Source organism: Thermocrispum agreste DSM 44070 (assembly GCF_000427905.1).
Classification (GTDB): domain Bacteria; phylum Actinomycetota; class Actinomycetes; order Mycobacteriales; family Pseudonocardiaceae; genus Thermocrispum; species Thermocrispum agreste.
This window is the reverse complement of sequence record NZ_KE386603.1, coordinates 892594-905551: the sequence shown is the minus strand read 5'-3', so window position 1 is coordinate 905551 and position 12958 is coordinate 892594. Positions and strand designations below refer to the sequence as shown.

At 69.5% G+C, this 12958-nt stretch carries 9 protein-coding genes; 3 read left to right on the top strand and 6 right to left on the bottom strand.

Translation table 11 applies throughout. From position 1 onward, the window contains the following. Both YWY_RS0114320 and YWY_RS0114315 read right to left on the bottom strand, forming a co-directional pair. Entirely contained in the window at nucleotides 1-1173 is a 1173-nt protein-coding gene (locus YWY_RS0114320) for an acetoin utilization protein AcuC (protein WP_028848169.1), read from the bottom strand. 638 nt (nucleotides 1174-1811) lie between these two features. Next, nucleotides 1812-2654, bottom strand: a complete 843-nt coding sequence (locus tag YWY_RS0114315) for a sulfurtransferase (RefSeq protein WP_028848168.1) — start codon at nucleotides 2652-2654, stop codon at nucleotides 1812-1814. Nucleotides 2655-3490: 836 nt separating this feature from the next. Here YWY_RS0114315 and YWY_RS0114310 point away from each other — a divergent pair. The 3 genes from YWY_RS0114310 to galE are packed head-to-tail and all read left to right on the top strand — an operon-like array spanning nucleotide 3491 to nucleotide 6372. Next, nucleotides 3491-4192: an iron-dependent transcriptional repressor DtxR gene (locus tag YWY_RS0114310; RefSeq protein WP_028848167.1), complete on the top strand. Its 702-nt coding sequence runs from the start codon at nucleotides 3491-3493 to the stop codon at nucleotides 4190-4192. A 6-nt stretch (nucleotides 4193-4198) separates the two neighbouring features. Continuing rightward, the gene (gene galK, locus YWY_RS0114305) at nucleotides 4199-5359 is read left to right on the top strand and encodes a galactokinase (RefSeq protein WP_028848166.1); all 1161 of its coding nucleotides are present in this window, start codon (nucleotides 4199-4201) and stop codon (nucleotides 5357-5359) included. A 26-nt stretch (nucleotides 5360-5385) separates the two neighbouring features. Further along, nucleotides 5386-6372, top strand: a complete 987-nt coding sequence (gene galE / locus YWY_RS0114300) for a UDP-glucose 4-epimerase GalE (RefSeq protein ID WP_038045081.1) — start codon at nucleotides 5386-5388, stop codon at nucleotides 6370-6372. A 141-nt stretch (nucleotides 6373-6513) separates the two neighbouring features. Here galE and YWY_RS22100 read toward each other — a convergent pair whose 3' ends face one another. The 4 genes from YWY_RS22100 to nrdR form a co-directional block, all read right to left on the bottom strand. Then, on the bottom strand, nucleotides 6514-7557 hold the full coding sequence (locus YWY_RS22100) for a DUF4192 domain-containing protein (protein WP_051310231.1): 1044 nt from the start codon (nucleotides 7555-7557) through the stop codon (nucleotides 6514-6516). Nucleotides 7558-8075: 518 nt separating this feature from the next. Beyond that, the gene (locus tag YWY_RS0114290) at nucleotides 8076-8504 is read right to left on the bottom strand and encodes a CBS domain-containing protein (RefSeq protein WP_028848164.1); all 429 of its coding nucleotides are present in this window, start codon (nucleotides 8502-8504) and stop codon (nucleotides 8076-8078) included. 726 nt (nucleotides 8505-9230) lie between these two features. Next, complete coding sequence (locus YWY_RS0114285; RefSeq protein WP_028848163.1) at nucleotides 9231-12050, bottom strand: vitamin B12-dependent ribonucleotide reductase; 2820 nt, start codon at nucleotides 12048-12050, stop codon at nucleotides 9231-9233. A 48-nt stretch (nucleotides 12051-12098) separates the two neighbouring features. Further along, complete coding sequence (gene nrdR / locus YWY_RS0114280) at nucleotides 12099-12605, bottom strand: transcriptional regulator NrdR (protein WP_028848162.1); 507 nt, start codon at nucleotides 12603-12605, stop codon at nucleotides 12099-12101. Nucleotides 12606-12958 lie beyond the last annotated feature (353 nt).

Here is a 12958-nt window from a genome sequence, read left to right as displayed (position 1 = left end):
TCAATCCCTCGGATCGTCGGGGTCGAGACCGTGGAGCGGAAAGACCGCCCGGCGCGCCTGCACGATGGCCGCATCCACCTGGCGGTCGGCATCGCCACCCCACGGCTCGAACGAGGTGTCCGCCCCGTCGGACATCGTCGTGGGCAGGTGGCTGTTCGGGGAGGTGCGGCGGGCGATGCGCAACCAGCCTTGCGGGAGTGGTGTCTCGGGAGCCAGATCCCGGTCCAGCGCGGTGGCCAGCAGGTGCGTCCACGACCGCGGCACGACGCGGACCAGCTGATAACCCCCGCCGCCGAGCGCCAGCCAGTGACCGTCCGCGTAGTCCTCGGCGAGCCGTCGGATCCTGCGATAGATCTCCCGATGCCCGTCGACCGTCAGCGCCAGCTCCGCCAACGGGTCCTCGACGTGCGAGTCCACTCCGCACTGGCTGACGATCAGCTGCGGACGGAACTCGGCCAGCAACGCCGGCACAATGGCTTCGAACGCACGCAGCCAGTCGCCGTCCCGGGTCATGGGCAGCAGGGGCACGTTGACCGCGTAGCCGTGACCGGCGCCCTCCCCGAGTTCGGACGGGTACCCGGTGCCCGGCCACAGGGTCAGCGGGTGCTGGTGGAACGACACGGTCAGCACCCGTGGGTCGTCGTAGAAGGCGGCCTGCACACCGTCGCCGTGGTGCACGTCGGTGTCGATGTAGGCGATCCGCTCGAATCCGTGGTCCAGCAGCCAGGAGATCGCCACCACACAGTCGTTGTAGATGCAGAACCCCGCCGCGTTGCCCACCATCGCGTGGTGCAGCCCGCCCGCGATGTTGACCGCTCGCTTGGTGCGGCCCTCCGCGATCTGCTGGGCCGCCAGCAGCGACGAGCCCACCACGAGCGCGGACGACTCGTGCATGTTGTCGAACACCGGGTTGTCCGCCGTGCCCAGGCCCCGTCCGGGGTTCGGGCCGTTCTCCGGGGCCTCCTTGACCGCGGCGAGGTAGCCGGGCTCGTGCGCTCGCTGGATCTCGTCGTCCGGCGCTCGGTCCGGCACCAGCAGGGGGACGCCGTCGAGGACGCCGAGCTCGGTGGCCAGCCGGATGGTGAGGTCGAGCCGGACGGGATGCAGCGGGTGATCGCCTCCCAAGTCGTACTCGAGCAGCTCGGAGGTCCACACGACCGAGGCCGGGACCATGTCCGCGGGGGAGGCTTCACTGGCCGACATATCGGCGATTATTCCCGGCCGGCCACCGATCTGTCGCGCCCGAGGAACCCGCAGGTGTGATCACCGGACGACGCGGCCGGAGCTGCCCGGGCACGACAACGCCGGACGCCTGCCCGGGACGATCCAGCTACCGGAGGCTTCCTGAGCCGCCCGCCCGTTCGCCTCAACGCGCCGAGTGCTTGCCAGCACCATTCCGCAGCCACAGGCCGCTGGTACCGCCCGGCGCGCCATCAATCCGCCGAACGCCTCCCGCGCTCCACCAGCCTGCCGAACGCCTCCCGAAGGCGACGCAGCTGTCAGACGCCCATCGATCCCACGCAGCCCGCGGGCCCCGCCCCTGCAGCCTCCCCCGCCCGGCAACCCAGCAACCGGAACCCCCCCCCCCGGGCAGCCCGGCGCCAAGCTGAACCCCGGCGGACGGTTGTCCAAGGAGACCCAGCTGCCAGGGACCTTTCGGCACCTCGGTCCCACCGAACCGAAGCTGCCCGGCCAGCACGACGCGGCAAGCCGGGTGCGAACCCGAGACCGGAACGTGCCGGGAAGCCATCGACCAGTCGCTTTTTCAGTGCGGCCTCGCGGCACGCCGCACCGCCGCGCCGTCTTGGAAGTCAGCCCGGCTGGTCGCCGGTGGCGACCGGGCGCCGCGGGTCCCGGCTCCAGTGCGACCAGGATCCGGCGTACAGCGCGGCCGGTTCGCTTCGCCCGGCAACCTCGAGCGCCAAGATCACCGAGGTGGCGGTCACCCCGGATCCGCAGTAGGCCCCGACCGGTGTGTCGTCGCCGACGCCCAGCTCGGCAAAGTGCGCGGCCAGCTCTTCGGGTGCTCGCCACCGTCCGTCAGCGCCGACGTGCTCGCTGAACGGCGCGTTGATCGCCCCCGGAATGTGTCCCGCACGCGGATCGACCGGCTCGGTCTCGCCCGTGTAACGCGCGTGTGCACGCGCGTCCAGCAAGACGCCCTCCCGGGCCAGCTCCGCCGCCCCTTCGGCGTCGAGCACCGGCATCTGGCCCGGCCGCACGACGAAGTCGCCCCGCTCGGGCTGCGGCACCGTGGACTCCACCGGCAGCCCGGCCGCTTGCCAGGCGGCGTAACCGCCGTCCAGCACGCGCGGTGCCGGGTGGCCGGCCCAGCGCAGCAGCCACCACGCACGGGCCGCTACCGAGCCGTCCGCGTCGTCGTAGGCCACCACCGGGCGCGACGCACGCACTCCCGCGGCCTGCAGGACCGCTTGCAGGGCGGCCGGCTCCGGCAATGGGTGCCTGCCGCCTTCGCCCGGCTCCCCGGCCAGGTCGTTGTCGAGGTCGACGAACACCGCGCCGGGAATGTGCCCCTCGGCGTAGGAGTCCGCTCCGGGTGGGCCGCCCAGTCGCCAGCGCACGTCGAGGACGACGGGCGGCTGGTCACCGTCGAGCTGCGCGGCCAGGTCCTCGGGAGTGATCAATGGCTGCATACCGGTCATCGTGCCCTACCCGGCCACCGGCGGCGCAACGCCCGCTGCCTGATCTCCGTGCGGCACCGCTCGTGCCGCACGACGACGTCACGCTCTGTCGGTGTCCCGCGCCCAAGCGACATCCCGCGCCCGAGGGCGTCACAGGCCCTCGGCCACCGGCTCGTCGGGGCCGAGGCCTGCGTTCCGGCTTTTGAGGACCTAACCCGCTGGGCCGCCCCGCTGGGCCGTCGCAGCATCTGTACCCCGGCCCCGACGACGTCGCAGTCCCGTCAGCAGCGAAAAGGTCGGGTGACGTCACCAGTCGTCTGACGCCGAAACACTCAGCGGACTTCACATGCCCGGCGGTGCCGGAACACCCCACAAACCTCGCACTCGCCCGCTGCGGACCCAGACGCCCGCACGCCGCCCGCCCCGGAAACACCCGTGGCATGACATGCCGCCCGCCCCGGAGACTCCCTGTACGTCGCACGCCTCGCCCCGGAGGCCCCTGGGATGTCACATGCCGTACGCGCCGGAAGCCTCTGGGATGTCACACGCCGCCCGTACCGGAAAGTTCCCGTGACATAAAGGCCAGCCAAGCCGGACCGGCCACCCCTGCCGGAAACGCCTCGCGAGCCACACATCCCACCGGCTCCGGAACACCCTGCGAAGCTCCCATGCGTCGGCACCGGGTCATCCCGGCCCGTCACATACCCGGTGGCGAAGCCCGGCGGCCGCATCGCACCGGCCGGGATGACGACTCGTCCCGGCCGGACCCCTGGCAGCCCGCGCAAAAGCAGTTGCGAGACACTGTCATAACCGGCGACTACCATGGGCTTCGAGGGAAAGGCGGCCAGGTGAACGAGCTGATCGACACCACTGAGATGTACCTGCGCACCATCTTCGAGCTCGAAGAAGAGGGTGTCGTTCCCTTGCGTGCCCGCATCGCCGAGCGGCTGCAGCAGAGCGGACCGACCGTGAGCCAGACGGTCGCGCGGATGGAACGGGACAACCTTCTCGTCGTCGCTGGCGACCGCCACTTGGAACTCACCGAGCACGGCAGGGAACTCGCCATCGCCGTGATGCGCAAGCATCGCCTGGCCGAGCGCCTGCTCGTCGACGTCATCGGGCTGGAATGGGAGCACGTGCACGCAGAGGCGTGCCGGTGGGAGCACGTGATGAGCGAGGCCGTCGAACGCAAGCTCGTCAAGCTGCTCAACTACCCCACCACGTCGCCGTACGGCAACCCGATCCCCGGCCTGGACAAGCTCGGGGTCGGCGGTGAGCCCGCTCCCCCGGCCGAGCCCGACCTGGTACGGCTGGACGAGGTGGCCCGCAACGGCGGGGGGACGGTGCAGATCCGCCGCATCGCCGAGCACGTGCAGATCAACGAGTCGCTGCTGGCCGATCTGCGGAAGATCGGCCTGGTGCCCGGCGGCACCGTCGCGGTCAGCGGCCTCACCGACGGCAAGAAGGCGGCGATCAGCGGTGAGGGTGCGGTGCTGACGCTCGAGCCGTCCGTGCTGCACTCCGTGATGGCCACGGTGACCTCGAACTGACGCCGGATGGATCCCGCGGGCCAGGCAGCAGCAGCATTCCGGGCAGCGCACGGCAGGGAACCCGAGGGCGTCTGGTCCGCTCCAGGCCGGGTGAACCTGATCGGCGAGCACACCGACTACAACGACGGGCTGGTGCTGCCGTTCACGCTGCCGCACCGGGTGGCGGTGGCGGCGACCCGCCGCTCTGACGACGTACTCACCTTCGGCACGGTCGACTGGGCGCAGCACCTCACCACCGCGGCAGACCAGCGCATCGACGACCTGCGTCCGAAGACGATCGACAACTGGTCCGCCTATCCCGCGGGCGTGGCCTGGGCACTGCGGGCCCGCGGCATCGAGGTCCCCGGCGCCGACCTGGTCATGGCCTCGACCGTGCCCACCGGGGCCGGCCTGTCGTCGTCGGCGGCCGTGGAGTGCGCGACCGCGGTCGCCCTGCTGGGACTCGCCGGAACGACGCTCCCCTTGCCCGAGATCGCGCGCATCGCCCAGCAGGCGGAAAACGACTTCGTCGGGATGCCGTGCGGCATCCTCGACCAGACGGCCTCCCTGTGCTGTACCGCGGGGCACGTGCTTTTTCTCGACGTCCGGTCGGGTGAGGCTGTGCAGGTCCCGTTCGACGCGGCCGCCAGCGGCCTGGAAGTCCTCGTGATCGACACCCGGGTCAGCCACTCGCTGGCCGAATCGGAGTACGCCGATCGTCGCCGCGGCTGCGAGCAAGCCGCGAAAACGCTTGGCGTCACGTCGTTGCGCGACGTGTCCGTCGAGGAGCTGGGGCAAGCGGAAGCACAGCTTCCCGCGGAACTGGCACCCCTGGTCCGCCACGTCGTGACCGAGAACGACCGCGTTCGGCGGACCGTCGACCACCTGCGCGCCGGGGAGCTCCGGCAGATCGGCCCGCTCCTCGATGCGTCCCATGAAAGCTTGCGCGACGACTACCGCGTCTCGTGCGCCGAACTGGACCTTGCCGTCACGGCCGCACGGCGAGCCGGAGCCCTCGGCGCCCGCATGACCGGCGGCGGCTTCGGCGGTTCGGCGATCGCGCTCGTCGACGCCGATGCGCGCGAGGACATCGCCGCGGCGATCCTCGCGGCTTTCCAAAAGCAGGGCCTGCGCGCGCCCCGCATCTTCCCCGCGATACCGTCGGCCGGCGCGGGACGAGATCGCTGAACGCGAAGGCAGGGGACAAGGCAAGCATGTCGTCACACTCCGACTCCCAGTTGAACCTGATCGTCACCGGTGGGGCCGGCTACGTCGGCAGCGTCTGCGCGGCTCGCCTGCTGGAATCGGGCCATCGCGTGACGGTGGTGGACGACCTGTCCACCGGTCACCGCGACGCCGTTCCCGCCGAGGCGACCTTCGTCGAGGGCGACATCGCCGAGGTCGCCGACGACCTGCTGGCGGACGGCTTCGACGGCGTGCTGCACTTCGCGGGCAAGTCACTGGTGGGCGAGTCCATGCAAGCGCCGGACAAGTACTGGCACGGCAACGTGATGACCACGCTGCGGCTGCTGGACGCCATGCGACGGCACCGAACCCCGCGCTTGGTCTTCTCCTCCACGGCGGCCACGTACGGCGAACCGGCCACGATTCCCATCCCCGAGGACGCCGCCACCAACCCGACCAACACCTACGGCGCCACCAAGCTCGCGGTCGACCACATGATCAGCAGCTACGCCACCGCGCACGGGCTGGCGGCGGTGAGCTTGCGCTACTTCAACGTCGCCGGGGCATACGGCAGGTTCGGCGAGCGGCACACGTCGGAAACACACCTGATCCCGATCGTGCTGCAGGTCGCCGCCGGGGTGCGTGAGCAGGTGCAGATCTTCGGCGACGACTACCCCACCCCGGACGGCACCGCGATCCGTGACTACATCCACGTGGTCGACCTGGCTGACGCCCACGAGGCTGCCTTGTTCCGGGCGACCCCGGGCGAGCACCGGATCTACAACCTGGGCAACGGCGCGGGGTTCTCGGTCAAGCAGGTGATCGAGACCTGCCGCACTGTCACCGGCCACCAGATCCCCGCCGTCGTCGCCGGGCGCCGTGCCGGTGACCCCGCCGTGCTGGTCGCCTCCAGCGAGCGCGCACGCTCGGAGCTCGGCTGGACACCCCGGCGTGCGGATCTGGCGGAGATCGTCGCCGACGCCTGGTCCTTCGCCCAGGCTCGGTTCGCCCGCTGACCGATCCGCCTGGCCTGACCGGGATCCTCCGCGGACCGGCCTGCATCGCCAGCCGAGAATTTTCCGCCACGCCTGCGGTGCCGTGCTCCTGGCCACCCCGCCCGGTGGCAGCCGGGCAATCTCGCCCCCATTCCGGGCTGCTCATGACGCGGCCCGCAGCCGAGCGCACAGGCCCATCTCGTCGTGCTCGGCCAAAGCGCGTAGCCGATGCGGATGGAATCCGCGCTGCAACGCGTGGTCGAGGAGGCCGGCCAGCACATGGCCCGGGTTCGCCGCCAACGCGGTGTCCAGTGCGATCCGCGCGAGGGTTCCGTCCCCGCCTTGATAGGCAGCGTAGGCCGCCAGACATGCCGCCTCGGCTCGCTCCGGTGCAGGAAGAGCGCGTGCCAGGAATTGCCACAGACGAGCCGCCTGATGCGCCAGCGAAGAGTTCGGCGGCACGGCCATCGCCAGGCACGCATCACGAATCCGGGCATCCGACAGCGCGATCGCAAGATCGGCGACGTCCTCGTCGGACAAGGACATGTCCGGCTCGGCGCTCAACCGCACCGCTCGTACCACGTCCCTGGCACCGACCTCCGGCGTCCACTCGGCAAGCTTGCCGATGCGCTGGTCGATGAGCTCGGAGCGTCGCCGCAGCGTCTCCCCGGCGTCCGGCCGGAACAACGCCACCATCTCCGACCGGCTGCCGAAGGTCACGTGGCCGAGACCGGCGAGTTCGGCGCTCAGCAAGCTGCCGGCCGGATCGGGCAGCTCGCCACCCACTTCCGGATGGTCGTAGCTCTGCCAGCGTTGGCCGGCATCCAGCTTGCTTACCCAGAACGCACCGGGCTGGGCGACACCCCGTACGCCGAAACTGCACCGGATCGCCTCGGCCACGTCACGCCGCGGCGGTGAACCGCGCGGCCCGAGCGAGCCACCACCGACGACGACCACGTCGACGAACGACGGCCTGGCCTCCGCTGTGGCCGCGGCCAGCTGGTCGGCCGTCACGGACACCTGGGACGGCGGCGGGATGTCGCAGCGGACGCATTGCGTGACATGGCGGCCTGCCGGGCCCACCGCGATGAGGACGACGGATTCCTCCGGCACGTAACCGAGCAACCCGGGAACCGCCGCCAGCAGCTCCGCTGGGCCTCGCAAGCTGACGACCGGCTTCCGGCCGCGGGCTGTGTCGCGTTGCATGTCTTCAGACTGCGCGACGGCGTGGCCATGCAGAATCCTGCGCCGGGCAGGCTGTGGACAACCGGTCCTTGTGGACAACCCGGCAGGGCTGCGCGCCCGGCGACAGATCTGCCGCCCGCCGACCGGCTTGGCCGATCACGACGGGGTCGCAGGAGCACGCCGCGGCGTCACGGGGTACGGAAGCAGCTGGACGGTCTCGCCCGCAGGCATCGGCCGGATTGGCGACAGGATGGGCCGGGATGGTCCGGCTGTCACCGGAGGAGATCCGGGAGCGCGCGGTAGGTGTTGCGCGGCCAGACCTGGCTGGCGGCCGATGCGCTGGGGCTGAGCGGCCTGTACGACGAGCAGACAACCGGTGCTGCGCTCCTGGCAGCCGGGATCCGTGGTCAGCTGCAGCGAGCGGAGTCGGCCGGTTTTCCGGCTGTGGTCGCTTGGGCTCGGCACTCAGGCGGCGTCGGGGCCGGCGATCGGCCGATGCCGACATCGCCTGATCGGGGCGTGCGGCTCCGGGGGCGGTGTCACCCCTGGAGGATGTAGGCCTGCAGCTGCTTCTGCGCTTCCTCGAGTTCGTCCATCCGGTTCTTGACCACGTCGCCGATGCTGACGATGCCGCACAGGCGGCCGTTGTCGATCACCGGGACGTGCCGGATCCTCCGCTGAGTCATCAACACGGTCAGGTGGTCGACCGTCTCGGCCGGATCGCACGTGGCCACATCCGTCGTCATGATCTCGGCGACCTTCGCGGACAGGATCGCCGCGCCACGTTCGTGCGCGCGCCGGACCACGTCGCGCTCGGAGACGATGCCGACGATGCGCTCGTTCTCGACCACGACAAGCGCACCGACGTTCCGCTCCGCCAGAACCGCCAGCAGCTCCGTGACGGTAGCGTCCGGGCTGATCGTGGCGACGTCAGAGCCCTTCTTCCGCAATACCTCGGCGATCCGCATTGCACCCTCCCCGATCAGGGTCAACAGCGACAGTCTCAGAAGGCTAACCCTGATCGGCCGAGTACGGATAGCCACAACCGTGTGGACATTGCCAGCCCTTTTGCCGTAGCGAAGGCCACGCATCACGACGAAAACCGCGTTCTGCGTCCGGATTCGGCACCGGCCGGGACGCTGGACACCACCCGTCCGGACGAGCCATTCGTCACCACACCGGCCCGAGCCGCGCCGCGGTCGGGAGGGCGGCCACTGCCGGATGCGCAGGGCGGATCGAAGCTGCGATCCGCGACGCAATCGAGGACAGTCACCCCAGCCGAACACAAAACCGGCCGAAACCGCATTCCACGCCCCCGATCCAAGACGGCGACCCTGCCCCGACACGCACCTGTCGAAGCCGCCATCCGTAACGCAATCAAGAACAGTCACCCCAGCCGAACACAAAACCGGCCGAAACCGTACTCCACGTCCCGATCGAAGACGGCGACCTGCCCCGACACGCAGGACGGGTCGAGGCCGCGTTGTACGACGTGACCGAAGACAGTCGACCCTGCCGAATACGCAGGACAGGGTGAAGCCGCATTTCACGCCCCGGCCGAAGACGGCGGGCGAAGGTGGCTGGCCTGACGCTGGGCGGTGACCAGCGGAACGCAGCAGCCGCGGCGCAACACGAAGGGCGCCGGCCGGCGAACCGCCGTCGGCGCCCTTCGAGGCGCGGGGAGCGCAGAACGATCAGCTGCAGCCCGACGTGGAACCGCAACCTTCACAGACGTAGCAGGACCCGGCCGGCCGCATCTTGGTACCGCACGTCATGCACAGCGGAGCGTCCGCGGCCTTGCCGAGCTTGAGCTCCATGAGCTCCGGCGTGGTGTGCGCGCCGCTGAGATCCGGTGCGGACTGCTCCTTCGGCTTCGGCGTGGCCGACGCCTCGACGCCGCTGCGCAGCGCCTCCAGGTCGACCTCCTCCTCGTCAGCGCCGTGCTCCTTGGCGACCATCGCCGCGCGCTCCTCCGCGGTGAAGATGCCCAGCGACGCCCGCTTCTCGTACGGCAGGTAGTCCAGCGCCAGCCTGCGGAACAGGTAGTCCAGCACGCTGGTGGCCATCCGGATGTCCGGGTCGTCGGTCATCCCGGCCGGTTCGAAGCGCAGGTTCTGGAACTTCGACACGTAGAACTCCAGCGGGATGCCGTACTGCAAGCCCACCGAGATGGACGTGGCGAAGGCGTCCATGACACCCGCCAGCGTCGAGCCCTGCTTGCCGAGCTTGACGAAGATCTCGCCGAGGCCGTCGTCCGGGTACGAGCCCGCGGTCAGGTAACCCTCGGCACCACCGACGGTGAACGACACCGTCTGCGACGGGCGCTTCTTCGGCAGGCGCTTGCGCACCGGCCGGTACTCGACGACCTTCTCCTTCTCCTCCGTCTTCTTCGCGGTGGACAGCGGCTGGCCCACCTTGCAGTTGTCCCGGTAGATGGCCAGCGCCTTCAGGCCCAGCTTCCAGCCCTGGAAGTACAGCTCCTTGACGTCCTCCACGGTGGCCGACTCGGGCATGTTCACCGTCTTGGAGATCGCGCCGGACAAGAACGGCTGCACCGCGGCCATCATCCGCACGTGCCCCATCGGCTCGATGGCGCGCTCGCCGACGGCGCAGTCGAACACCTCGTAGTGCTCCCGCCGCAGACCGGGCGCGTCGACCACGTGACCGTGCTCGGCGATGTACTCGACGATGGCCTCGATCTGCTCGTCCTGGTAACCGAGCGACTTCAGCGCCCGCGGCACGGTCTGGTTCACGATCTGCATCGACCCGCCGCCGACCAGCTTCTTGTACTTGACCAGCGAGAAGTCGGGCTCGATGCCGGTCGTGTCGCAGTCCATCATGAAGCCGATCGTGCCGGTGGGGGCCAGCACCGAGGCCTGCGAGTTGCGCCAGCCGTACTTGCTGCCCAGCTCGATGCTGCGCTGCCACTCGCGCGTGGCCAGCTTGCGGATCGCCGTGTCGTTGGTGTGCAGCGTGCGGATGGCGTCGTTGGCCGCCGCGTGCTTGCGCATCACCCGCTGGTGCGCCTCCGCGTTACGGGCGTAGCCCTCGTACGGGCCCACCACCGCGGCGAGCTCGGCCGACCGGCGGTACGACGTGGCGGTCATCAGCGACGTGATCGCCGCCGCCAGCGAACGGCCGCCCTCGGAGTCGTACGCGTGCCCGGTGGCCATCAGCAGCGCGCCCAGGTTCGCGTAGCCGATGCCCAGCTGGCGGAACTTGCGCGTGGTGTCCGCGATCGACTCGGTCGGGAAGTCCGCGAAGCAGATCGAGATGTCCATCGCGGTGATGACCAGCTCGACCGCCTTGACGAACAGCTCGGCGTCGAACGTGCCGTCGTCGCGCAGGAACTTCATCAGGTTCAGCGACGCCAGGTTGCAGCTGGAGTTGTCCAGGTGCATGTACTCCGAGCACGGGTTGGACGCGGTGATCCGCCCCGACTCCGGGCAGGTGTGCCAGTCGTTGATGGTGTCGTCGTACTGGATGCCCGGGTCGGCGCACTCCCACGCGGCCCTGGCCATCTTCTCGAACAGCTCGCGGGCGTCGACTTCCTCGATCACCTCGCCGGTGGTGCGGGCGCGCAGCCCGAACTTGCCCCCGGTCTCCACCGCGCGCATGAACTCGTCGCTGACCCGCACCGAGTTGTTGGCGTTCTGGTACTGCACCGAGACGATGTCCTTGCCGCCCAGGTCCATGTCGAACCCGGCGTCCCGCAGCGCCTTGATCTTCAGCTCCTCGCGGGCCTTGGTCTCGATGAACTCCTCGATGTCCGGGTGGTCGACGTCGAGCACCACCATCTTCGCCGCACGCCGGGTGGCGCCACCGGACTTGATGGTGCCCGCCGAGGCGTCGGCGCCCCGCATGAACGACACCGGGCCGGACGCCGTGCCGCCCGAGGACAGCAGTTCCTTCGACGAGCGGATCCTGGACAGGTTCAGCCCGGCGCCGGAGCCGCCCTTGAAGATCAGCCCCTCCTCCTTGTACCAGTTGAGGATCGACTCCATGTTGTCCTCGACCGAGAGGATGAAGCACGCGCTGACCTGCTGCTTGGACGACGTGCCGACGTTGAACCAGACCGGGGAGTTGAAGCTGAACACCTGGTGCAGCAGCATCCAGGTCAGCTCGTGCTCGAAGATCTCCGCGTCGGCCTCGGAGTGGAAGTAGCCGTGCTCCACGCCGGCCTTGGTGTAGGTCTTCACCACCCGGTCGATCAGCTGCTTCAGGCTGCGCTCACGGGTCGGCGAGCCCACCACACCGCGGAAGTACTTGCTGGTGACGATGTTGGTGGCATTGACGGACCAGAACGACGGGAACTCGACACCGCGCTGCTCGAAGTTCACCGAGCCGTCCCGCCAGTTGGTCATCACCACATCGCGCTGCTCCCATTCGACCTCGTCGTACGGGTGCACGCCCTCGGTGGTGAAGACCCGCTCGAGCTTCAGTCCGGTCCGCTTGGCTCCCCTGGACTTCCCGGACTTGCCCGAAGCAGGGCTCGTCCCCACGGTCTCTGTCATGCCAACTCCCTCACTCCAGCGCTGCGCGCAGGCGCATCGCGCCCTTGCTCACTTCTTGCCGTCGCTGGCCGTTTCGCTGTCGTCGTCCGCCTGGTCGCCCTGCGCCTGACCCATCGCGGCCCGCAGGTCGGCGATCTCCTTCTCGAAGTCCTCGATCGACTCGAAGGAGCGGTACACGCTCGCGAACCGCAGGTAGGCCACCCCGTCCAGCTCCCGCAGCGGGCCGAGGATGGCCAGCCCGACCTCGTGGCTCGGCACCTCGGCCAAGCCTGCCGATCGGATGGTCTCCTCGACCTTGTGCGCCAGCTGCTGCAGGTCGTCCTCGCTCACCGGCCGCCCTTTGCACGCCCGCCGGACGCCGTCGACGACCTTCTCCCGACTGAACTGTTCGGTGACGCCGGACCGCTTCACCACCGCGAGTACCACCGTTTCGGACGTGGTGAACCTGCGGCCGCACTTCGAGCACGCACGGCGCCGCCGGATCGCCTGGCCGTCATCCACTTCCCGGGAATCGACCACACGCGAATCCTCGTGCCTGCAGAACGGGCACCGCATGCCGCGACCTCCGGGACCTCAACGACCACGCACCAGCCCACCCATCACACGCCCTGCCTCCGTTGGACTCCCCGGGCGCGGATTGGTGATCGTCTTGTGGATCGACGGTGGACAACCCACCGCCTGCTGTGGACAACTACTTCGTCAGCAACCCAAATTGTGGAACAACTACACGCATGTAACTACTACATGTTGGGGTCGACACTAGAACGCCGGGGGCGACTTCGCAACTCTCACGCGGGTGAAGTCCGCTACGAATTCACCCCCTCACCCTCCGTCGCCGACACGGCCCGGCGGAGACTGCGACGATCCTCGGCACCCGGCCGACAGGACGCCGCCAAGCCGACACGACA